Source organism: Burkholderia sp. ABCPW 14 (assembly GCF_001523835.1).
GTDB classification, from domain to species: Bacteria; Pseudomonadota; Gammaproteobacteria; order Burkholderiales; family Burkholderiaceae; genus Burkholderia; species Burkholderia mayonis.
The window spans coordinates 14,433-30,922 of the sequence record NZ_LOVS01000070.1 but is presented as its reverse complement, the minus strand read 5'-3'; the positions used below and the strand labels follow the sequence as shown (position 1 = coordinate 30,922).

15 protein-coding genes are annotated in these 16,490 nt (G+C 61.8%); all 15 read right to left on the bottom strand.

The annotated features are described in order from the left end of the window. Window positions 1-2: 2 nt before the first annotated feature. A complete protein-coding gene (locus WS62_RS10050; protein WP_066570706.1) occupies window positions 3-3,797 on the bottom strand; it encodes a lytic transglycosylase domain-containing protein in 3,795 nt (1,264 codons plus the stop codon). Further along, a complete protein-coding gene (locus tag WS62_RS10045) occupies window positions 3,798-5,258 on the bottom strand; it encodes a hypothetical protein (protein WP_066570705.1) in 1,461 nt (486 codons plus the stop codon). 11 nt (window positions 5,259-5,269) lie between these two features. Then, entirely contained in the window at window positions 5,270-6,142 is an 873-nt protein-coding gene (locus WS62_RS10040) for a hypothetical protein (protein WP_156440942.1), read from the bottom strand. Next, window positions 6,109-6,597 (bottom strand): GNAT family N-acetyltransferase, encoded by a 489-nt coding sequence (locus tag WS62_RS10035; RefSeq protein WP_066570703.1) that lies wholly within the window; start codon window positions 6,595-6,597, stop codon window positions 6,109-6,111. The genes WS62_RS10040 and WS62_RS10035 overlap by 34 nt, the downstream gene beginning before the upstream one ends. A 95-nt stretch (window positions 6,598-6,692) precedes the next feature. Next, on the bottom strand, window positions 6,693-7,028 hold the full coding sequence (locus tag WS62_RS10030) for a hypothetical protein (RefSeq protein WP_066570702.1): 336 nt from the start codon (window positions 7,026-7,028) through the stop codon (window positions 6,693-6,695). Between the two features lie 11 nt (window positions 7,029-7,039). Next, window positions 7,040-7,834: a hypothetical protein gene (locus WS62_RS10025; RefSeq protein ID WP_156440941.1), complete on the bottom strand. Its 795-nt coding sequence runs from the start codon at window positions 7,832-7,834 to the stop codon at window positions 7,040-7,042. A gap of 164 nt (window positions 7,835-7,998) precedes the next feature. Further along, complete coding sequence (locus tag WS62_RS10020) at window positions 7,999-9,456, bottom strand: packaged DNA stabilization protein (RefSeq protein ID WP_066570700.1); 1,458 nt, start codon at window positions 9,454-9,456, stop codon at window positions 7,999-8,001. A 1-nt stretch (window position 9,457) separates the two neighbouring features. Further along, window positions 9,458-9,799, bottom strand: coding sequence for a hypothetical protein (locus WS62_RS10015; RefSeq protein ID WP_066489762.1), 342 nt, complete (start codon window positions 9,797-9,799; stop codon window positions 9,458-9,460). A 3-nt stretch (window positions 9,800-9,802) separates the two neighbouring features. Beyond that, entirely contained in the window at window positions 9,803-10,435 is a 633-nt protein-coding gene (locus WS62_RS10010; RefSeq protein ID WP_066570699.1) for a hypothetical protein, read from the bottom strand. A 9-nt stretch (window positions 10,436-10,444) separates the two neighbouring features. Then, window positions 10,445-10,936, bottom strand: coding sequence for a packaged DNA stabilization gp4 family protein (locus tag WS62_RS10005; RefSeq protein WP_066570698.1), 492 nt, complete (start codon window positions 10,934-10,936; stop codon window positions 10,445-10,447). Beyond that, window positions 10,933-11,178 (bottom strand): hypothetical protein, encoded by a 246-nt coding sequence (locus WS62_RS10000; protein ID WP_066570697.1) that lies wholly within the window; start codon window positions 11,176-11,178, stop codon window positions 10,933-10,935. Before WS62_RS10000 ends, WS62_RS10005 begins: the two co-directional genes overlap by 4 nt. Window positions 11,179-11,235: 57 nt before the next feature. After that, a complete protein-coding gene (locus WS62_RS09995; protein WP_066570696.1) occupies window positions 11,236-11,877 on the bottom strand; it encodes a hypothetical protein in 642 nt (213 codons plus the stop codon). A gap of 9 nt (window positions 11,878-11,886) precedes the next feature. Continuing rightward, entirely contained in the window at window positions 11,887-13,140 is a 1,254-nt protein-coding gene (locus WS62_RS09990) for a P22 phage major capsid protein family protein (protein ID WP_066570695.1), read from the bottom strand. Window positions 13,141-13,188: 48 nt separating this feature from the next. Then, complete coding sequence (locus tag WS62_RS09985) at window positions 13,189-14,133, bottom strand: hypothetical protein (protein ID WP_066570694.1); 945 nt, start codon at window positions 14,131-14,133, stop codon at window positions 13,189-13,191. A 124-nt stretch (window positions 14,134-14,257) separates the two neighbouring features. After that, the gene (locus tag WS62_RS09980) at window positions 14,258-16,363 is read right to left on the bottom strand and encodes a portal protein (RefSeq protein WP_066570693.1); all 2,106 of its coding nucleotides are present in this window, start codon (window positions 16,361-16,363) and stop codon (window positions 14,258-14,260) included. Window positions 16,364-16,490 lie beyond the last annotated feature (127 nt).

Genomic DNA, 16,490 nt, shown 5'->3' with positions numbered 1-16,490 from the left:
CGTCACCTGTTGCCATTGCTGTTGATGTTTGAGGCGCTTTCGGCGGCGTTGAGCGTGCCGAGAATCCAGCGCACGCGCGAGGCCTGATCGTTGGCCGCGGTGGTGTCGCGCGCGAAGTCGAACCAATGGCGGAACTGCGGCGAATTGGCAAGTGCCGTAACTTCCTGCTGAGTAGCCGATGCGCCTTTTTTGGCGTATTGCTGGAATTCTGGCGAAACGAGCACTCCATCTCCTTCCTTCAGCACATCCACCTTTCCTTTCGAAAGGCCACTCATCAGTGCGTGGCTGATGCCTGCACCCACGGGGCCGCCAACGTGCGCGGCCGCGGCAGAAACTACGGTCCCCACCTTGCCGATCGCCGCGCTTCGTGCGGCGTTCATGATCTTCGCGATCATGCCGTCGGCTCGTGCGGCCAATTCCTCGCGCGCGGCCATAATCCGACCCGTCGTGATGTTTTCTCGAGTAGCATTCGCAATGCCGCGAGAGACCTTGGCGAGCGCGAGCAGTTGCTGTCGCCCTTCGTCGGGAAGATTGCCCATCACCGCGTTGAAGGCAGACGGATTCTTCTTGAGTCCGTCCATCCAATCCGCGTAGGTCTTGAAATTGAGCTCGCCGTTCTTCGTGGCCTTTCCGAAGGCATACGCAAGGCCGCTCGCCGTAACCTGCTGACGCATTCCGGGAGGAACCGACTTCATCAGCGCTACGAATTTGACTTCGTCGCCCTTCGGCAATACGGCCATCGCCGTGCCGAGCTTGCCGACCAGCGAATCGCCGAGATGCTTGCCGAATAACGACGTCATGTCGTCCTCGACGCTCTTGCGCATCTGCACCGCCGCGCGCGCCGCGTCGAACTGTTCAAGCGCGCCGGGAATAGTCGATAGCGCGCCGCGCTGATCTTCCGAGATGCGCCCATAGAGCGCTTTCAGCAGACCCTGATCGGCGTCCTTGAACGGCCCCTGATTGCGCAGGCCGGAGCCGATGCTCTTGCGGATGTCGTCGAGTAGCGCGTAAGTCGGCTGCTGCATTTGCGGTTTCATGCCGAGCGATGCGGACGATACTTCCTGACCGCCGATCGAGACAGGCAGTTCGCGAGGGGCGAGCTTCGACTGGATCATCCGCTCGATTGGCGACAGGTTCTTTGCGCCGCCGAGATCGTCCGTGCGTTGCTTGATGAAGTCGAGCACGTTCGATGCATCCACGCCCATCTTTGCGGGCACGGTATCGCGCAGCGACTGATACAGGCCTTCTGCCTTCTGATCGAGCTGTTGCTGCGTGTTCATCAGCTCGCCCTTCACTTGCCCGGACAATCCGCTCAGATCGCGCGTGCCGCCGAGATCATCGACGAGTTGCTGTGCGCGTTGCCCAACCGCTTGCAGCCCTTCCATTTCCTGCGAACGCGAGAGGCTGCCGGGCGTCGACTTGATCGCCTGCGCGAGCTCACGAAAGGCCTGATTTGAGGTCAGGTGATCGGGTTGCAGGTTGTCCTCGATGCCCAGATACTTCGCGGCCTTGAGCGTTTCTGGATCGGGCGATGCCTGCGACGCGAGTACCTCGCGCGCGGTTTTTTTGCCGATGCCGAACGGCGCCGAACCGGTCGCTTTCCGCATCTGCGCGGCGAGTTCGTCGGATGACATGAAATCCTGCGCGGCCGACGCGAGCGGCGATGCAGCGGGATTGACGACACTTCTTGCCGTGCTCGGTGGTGCTTGTTCGCCATTCGATGCTGCCAATGCATCGTTGACCCGCTGGGCACGTTGTGCTGCGGCCAATTCCTCGGGCGACACGACATATGTGCCGCCTGCTGTTTCCTGCGCGCCCACATAGCCGCCTTCCGGCGCCTGCGCGGCGCCAGCGGCCGCCTCTTGCGCTCGCCCTTCCTGCATGCGGGCCATTGCGCCGGAATTCGGGAGTCCAGGCGAAGAAAAAGCTTCGCTCGATGCCGCAGCGATAGGATTTCGTGCGGCAGGAGCAGTAGGTGCCGTCTGCGCCAGCTCGGCATCGATTTCCTGGATGCGTTGCAGCGCACGTGAGCCAGCCTGAGACGCTTCCATCTGACTTTGCAGCCGCTGCATCTGGTCTTGGTATCCAGACATCTCGCCAGCAATCTGTTTCTGCGCAAGCGCTCGCGCGTCACCGAACTTCATGCCTCGCGCCTGCAATTCCTTTGTGCGCTCCGCGATCGAATCGAAAGATCGACCCTCCAATGCAGAGATCTGATCCTGAATTGACGTGTCACCCTTAGCCGGAGCATTCGCGGCAACGGGAAGAAGACTTTCGCGCTCCTGCTGCAAACTTGCCACGGTCGGGCTGGGAACTTCCGGTGTGCCGGGATTCAATCGAGTACCCAACGAAGACGGCGCGGATGAAGCGGCAGCTGATGTTGACGCTTCGGGAGCGGCTTGCGAAGCTGCGGCAGTTTCGCCTCCCTGTGCTGCCGCCGCGGCGCCAGCCTGCGGCAATTCGCGCGCCAGCGCAGCCATCACGCGCGAGGCTGCCACGGGCGACAACGCCGTCGTCAGCAGGTTTGCGGCGACCCCGAGCATATGATTGCCTGTTGCCTGATGGACGGCTTCGCCGACAGTGCCTCCGGCCGCGCCCGCGGCGATCATTTTCGGGATCGTCGAAAGGGCGCCAAGCGGCACGGCCATGCCGCCCGCGCCTTCCGCCCCCTGCTGCACAATTTGCTCGCCGGCATTCTGAGCGCGCGGCAATCCGGACTGTTCAACCGCCTGTTGCGGCGTCACGTTTGATGCAAGATGCGTCCCGAAAATTTGGTCCGCGACTTGCGGAGCTGACTGCATCAGCTGGTTAATCACCGCGATTGGCAGCGGGACCTTTGTCGGATTTGCGGCCGTCTGCACGGCGTTTTGCCACGATGTGGCCGCACCTTGCAGAAAGCCGCGCGCGGCGATGCCTGCAACGCGGCCGGCAGTCTCAGGCTGCTGCGGCGTGAGCACAGCACCATGCGGCAGCGCGAGCGCGCCGCTATTCACGTCCTGCTGAAACTGCTGCGCATCTTCCGGTGACATGCGGCCGGTGTTGAACGCATCGACGGCCTGTTGCGGTGCCATCGGCGGCTGCGGCGCGGCCTTCACGTTCATTCCAGCCGGCAGTACGATCCGGCCGCCCTGCACGTCCTGCTCGAACTGCGCGGAATCCTCCGGGCTCATGCGTCCGGACTGGTATGCGTCGTAGGCGAGCTGAAGTCCGGACGGACCGGAATCGACGGCGCCCGGCGCCGCGCCGATGTTCGGCAGCGGCGCGACCGCATACGGGTTCGAGGGCGACGGCTGAGAGCCCTGCGGCGTCGGCTGCAATGCACCGGGCGCGGTGCCGATGCCGGGAAGCGCCTGCACCGCGTATGGATTGGTGACGTCCGGGTTGTTCGGCGACATGCCGGCCACGCGCTTGACGTAGGCCATCGTCTTCGGGCCCCACGCATCGCGATCGGTCCCGCCATGGTATTCGGCGGTCGCCAGCACCGGATTGCCGCCGTTGCGGTCCATCGACTGTTTCAGCAGGTACGCGGCGCCGTAGGAGGCCGTCTGCGGGTTGAGCCACGGATCGACGCCGGTTTGCTTGATGATGGCATCGCGCGTGCCGGGAGTAATCTGGTATGGAGTTGCTGCCCCGGCGCTGCTGATCTGGTCGGCATTGCTCTTCTCGCCCTTCGTGCGGATGTTCATCAGCAGTTGCGCGGGGATGCCGACTGCGGCCGACGCGGCCTGATCGGCCTGATCGTAGGCCGGATCACGGTAACTGACCGGGAAGGCGCTTGCGTTGTAGGCGCCGGCCATTTACTGACCTCCCGTGTACTTATTGAGGTAGCTGAGGCCGCCAGAGAAGACGGGCGCGGAAGACGCGCCGGGCGCGGTGCCGGCCGGCGGCTTGAGCTGGACGCCGGGCGCGGCGGTCGGCGCCGCAAAGGCCGAGGGCGAGCCGGAGCCGGACGCGAGGTTCTGTTTCATGAACTGCGCGAACGTCGTGCCCTTCGCGACTTGCACGCCGCCGACGTTGGCGTCGTATTTGGCGGGGCCCATCCAGCCGAACGAGCCGGCCCATGAAGACGAGCCGTCGCCGATGCGGGCCGCGCGCAGCGATGCATTGCGCATCGAGCTCAGGAACTGCACGATTTGATCGGGACTGGCGTTCTTCGCCGGAAAGCCCGTCTCGAGTGCCTTGCGATCGGCATCCGAAAGGCCGGCCTGACCATAGCCAGACACGCCCTTCATGATCGACTGGTACTCGTTGCGCAGCGAACTGACGTTGTCTTGCGAGCCCCAGAAGTTCTGCCAGAAGTTGCGCACGTCCTCGGGCTTGCCGGATGCCCATTGACCGGCCTGGTTCAGCGTCGCGACATTCGAAAGCAGCGAGCCGACGCGATCTGCCATCTGACCGTGCTGCACGCTGTCGAGCGCGCCGCTCGTCACGATCTGGCGCGTGCCCTCGTCCATGTCAGGCGCAGTCTGCTGGTAGTTCATCTGGCGCAGCTTGAGCTGCAAGTCAGCCTGGAACCTATTTTGATCGAGCTGAAAATCGGCCGCGCGCCGCTGAATCGTGCTTTGCAGGTCTTGCGCCTGAGACGTGGTCAGGCCCACATTGGCCGCCGCCTGCGCCGGCGCGAATTGCGCTGCTGCGATCGTGGCCGGCATCGTCGCGCCTTGCCCGAAGTGATGCATGAAATCCTGCGGCCCCATCGCCGCCGCCAGCGAGCCATACAGCATCCCAAGCGCGTTCTTCGTGCCCCCTTGCTGGTCGGCCTGGATGACCGACAGCATCTGCTTCGCGCTAGCCAAATCCTCCTGCATGTGCGGATTGCTGTCGTAGCCGGGCGTGTTCTGGATCGCGTCGATGTGGTTCTGGACGAGATTGGACGCGAGATCGTAGCGGCCGTTTTGCAGCGACGCGACGACTGGTGCGGACACGTCGAGCTTCTGCTGCCGCTCCTGCTCGTTGTATCGATTCCACGCGCTGGTAATGCCATCCGCCCATTCGGGATTCGCCATCGCCATCTGCACCGCGCTTTGCGGCGTCGGATTCTGGCTGAATTGCTGCCACTGCTGCTGGAACTGCTGCTGCCGTTGCGCAGCGAGCGCATTCAGCAACGCGAACTGCTGGACGTTTTGCGTCTGCGCGTTCGTCAGGCCGATGCCTGCCTGGGCCTGCGCGGCCTTCAGGAAGTTGCCGACCGGATCGGGCTGGATTTGCAGCCCCGTGTAGTTGATCGGCTGCGGCGGCGTTGCCATGATGTCGGACATGATCGTCTCCCTTAAAACATGCCCGCGCCGACGCCATACAACCTTCCTCCGACGCCCGCAGCATTGAGGTACGCCGGCAACGCGAACTGATAGTTGTTGGAGCCGGAGTTGTTCAGGAATGACCCGAGCGCGCCCGCCAGGCCATTGATGCCGCCCTGGATGGCATTCATCGAGCCGAGCGTGCCGCCCGCTTGCGCGGCGCCGATCTGACCGGTGAGGTTCGTGATGTTGTTGCCGGTTTGCATTCCCGCTTGGCCGGTGCCGGCCGCCGCGTTCTCGCCGACGTTGATGAGGTTGCCGAACTGGGAGATCTGATTGCCGTAGCCGCTGAGTAGGCCGGAGATGCCGCTAAGAGACGTGCCAAGATTGCCGATCTGCGACTGCATCACGTTTGACAGCACCTGGCCCGGCAGATAGCCGAGCGAGTAGTTCGTATTGCCGCCGCGCAGGCCACCCGTCGCGCTTCCGTTTGCGAGGATGGCCTGTTGGCCGAGGTTCATCGACGTGGTGTACAGCGGGTTCGACTTCAGGCCATTGATCGCGGCCTGCTGCGCCTCGATGCCATTCGCGCCGGTCAGATTGTTCATCTCACCGAGCGTGCCGCCATACTGAGCCAACGCGCTGGCATAGCTCTTCTGGGCATTCGCATAGCCGCCGAGCGCGCCTGTGCCGGCATCGACATACGGCTTCAGCAGTTCACGTATCTGATCGAATTCGCGCTGCTGCTCGGCAATCCCCGCCTCAGAGGCCCCAGCTTGCGTATTGGCGGCGGATTGTGCGCCATGAGCGCCAATGATGCCGCCGACAAGCGAGCCGACACCACCCACAATCCCGCCGAGCGCCGAACCGCCTATGCTGCTAATTGCCTTTCCGATGAACGACATGCGATGCTCTCTGCGTAGTCCGTCCGGGTCATTCCAAACAGGATCACGTCGAGCGCGCGGCCATTTCGCATGCACGCCTCGCGCAGAACACCTTCCTGTCGGAACCCAAGCTTCCGAACGTAGTTCTGTGCGCTCACCAGATCACTGATGATGGGCGCACTCACTCGCCGGGCCGAACTCGCGTTGAACACCTTTTCGAGCACTTCGACACCCAATACGCGGCTGTAGAGCGTCGCTCGAGGAAGCAGACATGCGTGGATCTCGATATCCAGTCTGCTTTTTTCGCGGACCATGAAGAATCCGCAGAACTCGCCTTCATGCCAGGCGCCGAGATAACCGACTGCCGGACTGGCGATGTAGGTAGGCTTCCAGTGGTCATGCTGGATTCGATCGCGAATCGACGGAATCGCATAAACCGATTCGATCAATTCGACATCAAATAGCCCTTCTACCATCTTCTATCGTCATATCGAACAAACAGAGCACTTAATTCGATCACATCAGTTCTAGACGAAACAATATTGCATTTTTCTTTGAAATTCAATCTCGATCAGTTCGAGATCTGATTGCCGGAAACGGTCAGCGTGCAGCCGTTCCCGGATGCATAGAGCTCGTCGCCGGGGCTCAACGCCTGATTGAGCAACTCGACGATCAACCCAGTGCGACCGACGCCGACCGATACGTGGCCAACGTGCGTCGCATCGTTGGCGCTGCCGCCGGACGGCACGATGAACACGTCGACCGGGATCGGTCCCGATGCGCTTGCGGGATTCCATGCCGATGCGGCCTGCGGCGTCACCACCGAACCGGCCGGAACCGGCCCATAGACGAGCGTCGGCGTCCCGGTCAGCACCGCCTCGCAAAGCCGGATTTTCGTCGTGGTCATTCAGTTCTCCATCAGGGTATTTGAGCGATCGTGAGCCAGTTCTCGGCCGACGTCGCCATCAGCGTGCAGCCGACACCGGAATTCTGGAATGCCTGTAGCTTGATCTGATCGCCCGCGTTCAGTTGAAATAGGCGCGCGGCCATCGACACCGGCTGATAGTTCGACGTCGTGCTTTCCGCGAATTTCGATGCGACCACCTCGACCGTGCCATTGACGAGCACGTAGAGATCGAACTGATCGCCGATCGCCGCGGGCGGCACGGTGTTGAAGATGATCTGCGCGCTGACCAGGTAATAGCCGGTCGCCGGTGCCGTGTAGACGCCGCTGCTCGCGTTGAAGTTCGCGTTGAGGCGGTCGGTGATCTGCGTCCAACCGGTGAGCGTCGTGGCCGCGTTGTTTGGGATACTCTGACCGCCGGCCGATCCGTAGGTGAGCGCCTCGTTGCCGGCTGCCGAGAGAGTCGTCGCCGCTACCGGTGCCGGAAGATCGCTGCCGAGCGCGGGCGGATCGGCGAACGCGCGCTGGATGAAGCCGAGCAGCGCACCGAGCACGTCCGAAACGTCCTCCGCGGCTGGTGCCGGAAGCGATACGGCGCCCGGCATGTCATCGGACGGCGGCAGCACCACGGCAACCGGCGATGCACTTTCCTCGATCGTCACCTGAACCGGCACGGGCGCCAGCGCGCCGCCATCATCCGCCGCGAGTCGGGCCGCGACGGCCGCGATCATCGAAGTGATCGAGGAGGCTGAATGCACTTCCGTGTCGAGCGCGGCCAGCAGCTTTTGCACCAGTTGCGCGAGCGCCAAGCCGCCCTCCGCGGTGCCGTTGACCTCTTCGATCTCGCCGGGCAGATTGATCGTGATGTCGCGCGTCATCGTCTCGAATCTGCGCACCGCGGCCGGATTGCCGCCGAGCGCCTCCGATAGCTCTTGACGGTTCGCGGGCGGCGTCGAAATGGTGATCTTCAGCGTCATGCCGTCAACGGCTCGCCGTCCGCCTGAAGTGCCGCAAACGAAACCGGCGCCGCATTAAAGCCGGCGAACCGATAGCCGCGGAAATTGCGGAAAAAATGCTTGGGACGCCATTGCGCACGCTGCCGGGTGCGGCCTTGCGCGCCCATCGACACGTATCGGGGCGTGCTCCACACGCGGCCGTCATTGGTGTACTGCATGCTCATCGTGTCGTGCTCGCCGAGCGCCGCGTGCCCGTAGGTGCCGATCAATTCGAGCGACGTCACGATATAGCCGTGCGCCTCGTTGTAGGCGAAGATCGTGTCGAGTTGCCAGCGGGCATCGGTACCGTATTGAGCAGATGTCGTCGCGTCGACATAGCCGATCCGCTGATCGAACTTGTCGCCCATCAGGAACTTGCCGTAGCAATAGACCGGGTGCCATGCGCGCCATGCGCCGGTGCCATCCGAACTCGAGTCGAGCAGGAACCACAGCGGCTGCTCGGCCGCCTGAGAACCGGCCACGTCATAGACGAGCGTATAGTCGGCCAGATGTAGATAGATGAACTGCTGCTCTTTCTCGGCGCGGTACTCGAGCGCGGCATTGTAGAGCTGCGCCTCGGTGTACTGCGCGAGGATCATTTCGACCTCGCGCGCGGCGATCTTCGTCGCAACGCCAAGACCGACCGACAACCAGACGCTCGGCGCTTCGTCCGGCGCGCCGCCGACAAAGGCGAAACCCTGACTCGTCAGGGTCTTCGCATAGGGACCGATGACGCCCTTCTGGATCGTCGCGCCGGTGTTTTCGGTGAACGGAAAGCCGAGTCCGCCAGTATTGTCGAATACCGCGATCGTGTAGCGATTGCCGAGATAGAGTTCGTTTCGGAACTTCCAAAGGCAGTTGATCGGATCGGCCGCATTGCTATCGCTGCCGAACAGCTGCGAGTTGAACGTGAACTGGTTCGCAAGCTGCGTGACGTAGACCGATGTGTGATCGGTCAGCGCGAAGTAGCCGGCGAACCAGATCAGATCGATCGGGCTGCCGACATTCGAATCGGTGCACTGCTGAAGTGTCGGATTTGCCTGCGTGGTGCCGTCCGGCTTCTGGATCGTGTAGAAAAAAAGTTGCTTCGCCGTGACGATTCCGATGCCCTGATTCTGGTAGCCGTAGGCCATCGCCACCGGCTCGCCATCATCGGGAAGCTGTCCGAGCACCTTCACCGCGCCGAGCGCGTTCACCGATACGAAATTGGTGCCGATCACGCGATAGCAGGTCCCGAGCCAGTTGATGCCGCCGCGGTCATGGCCGACGAGCGTCGGCGCGCCCACGTCGAAGCGCGTGAGACCCTCGGCCGAGCGCAGGAACATCTTGCTGATGCCGGTGCTCTTCATGACGGGCACGAGATTGCGCGGATACGACGTGCGAAATTCCGCGCCGACGTCGGTGTAGGTGCCCGAGGCGAGTGGGATTTGGGGCATGTCAGGCAGCCGCGCTCTGGAAACCTTCGCCCGGCGTCACATAGACCTTGCCGCTATTGCCGGTATCGGTGATTAGCGACATCGCGCCGTACGTATCGGCTTTCGTGACGACCTCGGACGAATTCGGACCGATCGGGTAATCGCCGGACAGGCCGGAGCTGGGCGCGGAGGCCGCCGCCGGATTGCCGGAGATCGAAAAGCGCACGTAGACCGGGAAAGCGTTCGGATTGAGTACCCTAACCTGCTTCGCCAGTGCATCGACGCCGATTTCGGTGTGCGTGCTCGATACCGAGACGACCTGCGTCTGCCCTTGGGCCGGCGAAAACGGTTGATTGAAAGCCATGTCTCACACTCCGTCGAGTGGCTGCACGATCAGGGTCGCGCGGCTGAGGGAAAACGTCGTCGCCGCATCGGCCGATGCGACGAGCTGAATCACGTCGCCCATGTTGATCTGCGCATTGACGTTGTTCGGGTTTTGCAGGATGCCCGAGAAGCTGAACGCCTGCGATGCGCCAGTCTGGGCGATGAGCGCCTGGAATTCGGACGTGTACATCGGGCCGCCCACCGGGCCGGTCTGTACCTGAAGCGTCAGCACGCGCGGCGACGGCAGCGAGCCGATCAGCGCGACCCAGAACGCGCACGCCTTGATCGCGCGGGTCGCCTGCAAGATGCCTGTCGTCACGTTCTCGGTCAGCGTCTGGCCGCCCATCTTCAGCGTCGAGGCGCCGTTGGCGTCATACGGCGCGATCACGGCCGGCGTCGTGGTCAGCGCAACGTTCTCAGTCTGCGTGCGGCGCAGCGCATACAGCGAACTCGCCAGCAACAAACCGCCGGTCGAGAACACGAAACTCGATTGGAACAGCGACAGAAGCGCCGACAACGCCACCTTGCGCGGTTGGCCGGCGTTCTGATTCCAGATCGCCAGTTGGTCCGCGAGCTGCGGCGAGATGTCTGGGGACAGCTGATTGATGTTCGACATGACGTGTCCTCAATTCGAATCCGGCCACGGATTGCCGCTCGGCTCGAGCGTCGCATCGTTGGTCGTCGTGACGCGATCCACGGGCGCGAAGAATTGCTGATTCTTCGTGTTGCGTCGATTGCCCAGTCCGATCGGCATGTGCCGCGGCATTTGCATCTGCGGAATCTCGTAATTGCCGAGCAGCAGCGTCCGATAGCCAGCGGCGGCCGCGCGCATCGTTTCCATGCTCAACTGCTTGCCGAGCGTCGGCGCGAGGCGTTTCGCGAGGTTCGTATAGAACGGCTCTTCGGCCCAATCGGGAATGCCCGCGTCATCATTGAGCGATGCGCTCTTTCCTGCCAGGTTGTAGCCGATGCGGATGCCGCGCGCATCAAAAGATGCGGCCATCCGTTCGAGGCGCAGCAGTGCCGTATTGCGCTCTTCTGGGCTCAGATCGAACACGTAGCCCGCGAGCGCGATTTCCTCATATGCGGCTTCGACCAAATCGCCTTTCGTGGTCACGATTGCTTCTCGATCAATTGCGGTTGGTCAGCTTTCTTAGCAGCCTTCGAGGCCGCGGCCGCGCGCGCCGCTTCTTCGGCCTGCTGCGCCTCGATCACGTCGGCCGGCGTGCGATGCCAGCCCTGCTCGAGATGCGTGGCGACGTCGGCTTCGTCGACGATGATCCAGTCGACGTGGATCTTGTGAATCAGCTCTTGGGTACCCTTGCGATAGAGCATCGTGGCTTTTTTCAGCGGGATCATTCCGTGATCTCCAAAAAGTGAGAGGCCGCCCAGAAGGGCGGCTCAAGATCGTCCGCGTTACCGCGGTACGAAGTCCATCGTCGGTGCCACGGTATAGGTGACGGTCACGATGTCGCCTGCCGATACCGGTACGACACCGGCAGTCTCACCCACCGAAATAGCCGCAGGCGAGCCGCGTTTGAGCGTTACCGCCGATACGGTGCCACCGCTAATGACGACGGTGCCAGCCGCCTGCGCCGTATAGGCAAACGGCGAAGCCCCCACGGTGAGCGCAGCAATTGCACCGGCAGCTCCCCATGCGGCGCTATTCGTGCCGCCGATGACCTGCCATTGCGCCCCGTCTGACTTCACTTCGACGATCGAATTCTGCGCAGTCAGCGATTGCGATGCAGAGCCTTCGATCTGCGACCCATCAACCGTGACGAGCGAAACCGAATTCGCCGCCGCGAATGCCGTATCGCTACGCTTGATCATCTTGTGCTGCCCTTTCGATACCGAAGCGGCTGGCAACGTGATCTGCACGTTTTGGCTTGATGCATCGACGAGAATCAGGAAGTCATTGTTTTGCGCGTTGTAGTTGACGGGATTCGGATCGTTGGACGCGGAAACAAGCTGCGTGACAGGCTCATACGTATATCCGGCCCCGGCGCCTGGACCGATGCCCTTTTGCCCAAAGTCTGTGGAGCGAGTGATTTGCATGATCTCTCCTTACACCTGGTTGAACAGCTCGACACCACACATCTCGGTGTTGAGTACGGCGACGCCGAAGAACACGTCAGCGCGGTACAGGATGGTCTTGGTCTTGATGTCGTAGAACTTTTCGAGCGACATTTCGATCCCTTGCTCTGTCGTCGCGCGCAGCACTTGCGCACCGGCATCGGTCGGCGGCGCAAAGCGGCCGGGCAGCAGTTCGATCGCATCCTTCTTCCAGTGCGGATTGAGCGACGACGCGGCGGTGTTCAGCCACGTGATCGCCGCACCGTTGGCCGGCGTCGCCGACACGTTTTGGTAGCAGATTTCGGCATTCGAACCGCCTTGGCCGCTGATGAACGGCGGCGTGATTTGCAGATGCGTGCTGTCGACCACCGATACGACGCGGAAGGTCTTCGGCTGGCCCGTGTCCTGCTTCGTGATGTGATGGACCGAGTTGGAGCCTGCGACCTGGAAGCAGTCGCCAGCCAATACGCCGGTCGTCGAGCTGACGACGATCGTCTGGAAGCGGTTATCGACGTTCGTCACTTCGCCATACGAGGCGGCGACGGTCGCTTGCGGAACATAGAACTGATTCGCTGCACCGATCGTGATGGCGCCACCGCCGGCCGCTGCGATCCGCGGCGCGTAGTCCATCTTGAACACGCCGAAATTCGCGACCTCGCCGATATATGCCTTGTCGTAAGCGGTTTCGGGACGGCCTTGCATCGTCTGACGCGCCGCGAGATTGCTCGCCATCGAGTTATAGTCGCGCGACACGAACGCTGCATAGCGATCGTCGGCGCCGATGCCCTGTTCGTTGTAGATCGCGTCGATTGCTGCGATGTCGTCGAAGCCGGACGCGGCCGACGTACGCTTGACCACCAACGAGCCGAGCGACGTTACCGCATTGTTCACCGCGACGTTGATGTCTGAAGCGAGTTTCTTCTTGGCGGATTCGCCGAGGCGATTCTCTTGCAGCGCATCGCGTAGCTCGAGTGCAGTCATGGTCCATGGCACCGAGCGCGGCTGATTGATCTGTGCCGGTACCGCCAGCTGTGTATAGCTGTTGAAATTGCCCGTCATATCGATACCCGCATACGACTGCGAGATGTACGGCATCGGGCGCCAGATGGTGTTAAAAGACCGTTCCATCGCCTGCTGATCGGTCGAATATTTCTTGACCAGCCGCGACAGCACCAGCATATCGTTGAAGCCTTCGAGCAATTGCTCGAAGGCGACACGTTCCTCTTTCGAAAACGCGTTGCTCATTTGTGCTGCTCCTGTCCAAGTTGGCATCAGAGCAGCCGCGACAACCTACTATTTGCGCTGGTTATGCGCTCGCTTCAGTTGTTGCTTGTATGCGACGACCTTCGAATAATCGCCGGTCTTCTCCGCCTCAGCTCGCAGCTGCTCGAGTTTCCTCTCGCCGCCGCCAGCCGCCGGAGCGCCAGACGAAGACGAGATGCGCCCTTCGGGCGCGGGCTTGGTCGCAGTGCGGGCAGACGTCACTTTCAACTCCTTTTCGAGCTTGGCCGCCGCGAATGCGAACCGGACGGGATCTTTGATTTGGGCCAGCGGTTGCAGCTTGGTGGGATTACGACCCAAGGCGTAGACCAGAAGCGCGGGCTTGTCAGCACCGGCTAGCAAGATGCCTTGCTGCTCGACGGACAGGGCCGCGACGACTTCCGTTTCTGCGTCTTGGTAGTCCTTGACGCGCAACTCACGCGCTTCCTTGACGTAGCCTTCCTGACGTTCCTGGATGGCTCGCTGGCGCGCTTCCGCTGCCTGACGCTTTTCGGCTTCCGCGGCATCGACTTGGCGCTTGGCGTCGTACCACTTGCCGAGCGCGTCATCGAACTTGCCTTCGTCGTAGTCGAATTCCTCGAGTTTCGGCTTCGGGCCGAGCGTCGGAGGCTGCGTCTGCTGCGATTGCTGCTGCGTCTTTTCCTTCGCCTCGAACTCGCGCAGCTTGCGCTGCGCTTCCGCGTACTGCTTGCGAAGGTCTTTCACCCACTGTGGTGCGTTCTGCTGCTCTTGGCTGGCTGAGGCCGGCGGTGCCTCATCGCCGAATTGCAGGGTGAGCTCGTTGTCGGTATCGCCTTCGCCTGCCGAGCCTTCGGGACCGCCTTCGGGGGTCTCGGGCTGCTCGCCATTTGCGGCTGGGTCGATGTCCTGCTCGCCGAGGTCGGCCGCCGGGTCATCCAGTCCTGCATCGAGCACATCGTCTTGCTGCGCTTCGGGCGTTTCTGCCGTGTTGTCCATTCGATCACCGTATCGACTCGCGATTCAGGCCTCGCGGAGAGCCTGACGCATTGTTAGCATTAAATGTCAACAAAATCAAGAATCAGAGCACTTAAATTGCTATATATCCTACTCATGCCACAGATTATTGCGTGGTTTTCTGGGCGACGACAGCATCCTGCCCCGTTTGTCCGATCAGCGTTTGCAGGATTTCGTAGGCGCCCATCAGATCCTCACGGCGCGCATTGGCGAGCCGCGCGATCGCGTCCGCGCGGCTGTTGGCGGCATCCGCCAGGGTCTTGATGGTTTCCGCATGCGCCTTGCCGGCGCCAGCCTGTTCGCGCTCAGCGGCGGCGAGCAGGTATTGCGACTGCGGATCGGGCGGCTGATTGGCCGCGGCTTGCTGCTGCGCCTCGAGCTGCTTGCGTTCCGAATCGTTGGGCTTGATGACGCCCAGCTTGACGAGCTGCATCCGCAGAAACTCCTGCAAATCGTCGAGCCCTTCGCCATCCATGTTGGTCAGCGTCAGCGAGACGACGATCGAGGCGAGCTGCGGGTCTTGGATGAACTGAAGCATCGACACCAGCGATCGAACCGTGCTGTCGCGCCGGCTCTTGAAGGCCGGCCCGACGTCGACCGTCACCTCGAACTTGCCCTTCGTCGGATCGTTGGTGATCTGCGGCACGCCATCGACGAGGCGCGGCTGTTTCAGTACCGCCTTGCCGCGCTTGCCATCCTTGCCGACCGTCACGACCCGACGGCTTTCTTCGTCGTAGATTTCGCGTGCCATCCCGAGCCAGATCTCGCCCGAGCGCTGCATCGACTTCGCCATGTTGTCCATGTAGATGAAGGCCATCATGTCGACCTTCGCCTGCACGCGCTCCATCAGCGCATCGGAGACATTCGAGACGACCTGCTCGCCGGCCTCCTGATTGCCGGTCAGTTCCTTGATGCTGGAATCGACGATCTGCAACAGCGCGGCGAGCGACTCCGGAATCGGCGGAGGTTCCGTGTAACCGACCGGACCGGCCGGCGTCACAGTACCGTCCGGATTTTCGATCGGGTTGATCATCAGGAACGGGTTGTCGTCGATGTTGTCGTTCGCCCACTTCATTTCATGGCCGCGCACCTGCTCCGGCACAAAGATCGGTTTGCGGCGCGGCGCGAGCGCGGTGATGATCGCGAGCAACGAGATCTGCATATTGAGCAGGCGCTGCGCATCCTTGCCCAAGCGGATGTGCGACATGATCCGCTCTTGGTTGTCGATGAACGCGCGCTTGCCGTAGAACGGCACGATCGGGATATTCGGCCCGGCGATTAACCCGCAATCCTCAAGCACCTTCCCGCCATCGTGAATCCACTTATGCACGCGGCGCTGCTTCACCGTGCGCGTGCGCACATGCGTATAGCCCTGCGCCTGCATGTCCTCGCGCGTCTTGTCTTCAAGATCCGCATCATCGATTCTCACGTCCTTCGTGTTCTGGTTAAGCATCCGATAGACGTGCACCTTCTTCTTCACTTCCTCGGCGTGGTAATACTCGGCGACGTAGATGACGTCCGGCGTGTACCAGTCGAACTCGGTCATTTTCTGGACCTTGCGGAACGTCGCCGGTTGACCCATCCCGGCATTGCCGAATGGATCGCTCGAATCGGTCTCGCCATAGGTGTCCTGGTATTCGTCGCGCGACATCGACGTGATGACCCAGCACCGCTTTGCGTCGCTCTTGTCGTAGCGCTTGCCGCCTAGATCCCAAAACACCGATGAGTCGGCGTCATAGATCGGCTCGAACACGATCTTCTGCGAATCGTCGTCCTCGTCGTATTCGTCGGTGTACTCGTTTCGCAAACGCCATGCGCCGAAGCCACCGGAGATACCTTCCTCGAACGCGTTGTCATAGGCTTCCTGACCGCCCGAGCGTTGCTCGTCGCCGCGGTACATGCCTTCGAGCGTCTCGGATGTATGCTGATCCGCATCGTCGTCATTCGGCTCGAACTTCACGTCGATACGGTTCGCCCGGTACTCGTTGAAGATGCGCACGCAGGCCATGTGTAGCTTGTTCAGCTCGAAGCGCGGCTTGTTGTCGAATTGCAGGCGCAGTGCGTCCTCCCACTGCGCGCCATCGACGAACACGAAGCGTCGATCTTGCAGGCACTTCAGGCGGATTTCTTGCTGAGACTTGTACGCGTAGTCGAAATGCTTGAGCGACTCTTCGACGAGCGCGGCTTCGATTTCGGATTTGGGTCGGGTCATGATGTGCGAGTTCAATGAACGCCGCATGCGCGGCAAAACCATCCTGGGCGGATGAAACTGAACTCGCGTGGAACTGCTCACTGCACATCCGATACGCGGCTACGAATGGCTGAATGGGATGAATCTT

Excerpts from the sequence above, each read along its gene's own strand:
- WS62_RS10030 (WP_066570702.1), bottom strand. The coding sequence starts at position 7,028 with ATGACCACGACGAAAATCCGGCTTTGCGAGGCGGTGCTGACCGGGACG.
- WS62_RS10035 (WP_066570703.1), bottom strand. The coding sequence starts at position 6,597 with ATGGTAGAAGGGCTATTTGATGTCGAATTGATCGAATCGGTTTATGCG.
- WS62_RS10050 (WP_066570706.1), bottom strand. The coding sequence starts at position 3,797 with ATGGCCGGCGCCTACAACGCAAGCGCCTTCCCGGTCAGTTACCGTGAT.
- WS62_RS10000 (WP_066570697.1), bottom strand. The coding sequence starts at position 11,178 with ATGATCCCGCTGAAAAAAGCCACGATGCTCTATCGCAAGGGTACCCAA.
- WS62_RS09980 (WP_066570693.1), bottom strand. The coding sequence starts at position 16,363 with ATGACCCGACCCAAATCCGAAATCGAAGCCGCGCTCGTCGAAGAGTCG.
- WS62_RS10040 (WP_156440942.1), bottom strand. The coding sequence starts at position 6,142 with ATGTCGTTCATCGGAAAGGCAATTAGCAGCATAGGCGGTTCGGCGCTC.
- WS62_RS09985 (WP_066570694.1), bottom strand. The coding sequence starts at position 14,133 with ATGGACAACACGGCAGAAACGCCCGAAGCGCAGCAAGACGATGTGCTC.
- WS62_RS10045 (WP_066570705.1), bottom strand. The coding sequence starts at position 5,258 with ATGTCCGACATCATGGCAACGCCGCCGCAGCCGATCAACTACACGGGG.
- WS62_RS09990 (WP_066570695.1), bottom strand. The coding sequence starts at position 13,140 with ATGAGCAACGCGTTTTCGAAAGAGGAACGTGTCGCCTTCGAGCAATTG.
- WS62_RS09995 (WP_066570696.1), bottom strand. The coding sequence starts at position 11,877 with ATGCAAATCACTCGCTCCACAGACTTTGGGCAAAAGGGCATCGGTCCA.
- WS62_RS10010 (WP_066570699.1), bottom strand. The coding sequence starts at position 10,435 with ATGTCGAACATCAATCAGCTGTCCCCAGACATCTCGCCGCAGCTCGCG.
- WS62_RS10020 (WP_066570700.1), bottom strand. The coding sequence starts at position 9,456 with ATGCCCCAAATCCCACTCGCCTCGGGCACCTACACCGACGTCGGCGCG.
- WS62_RS10015 (WP_066489762.1), bottom strand. The coding sequence starts at position 9,799 with ATGGCTTTCAATCAACCGTTTTCGCCGGCCCAAGGGCAGACGCAGGTC.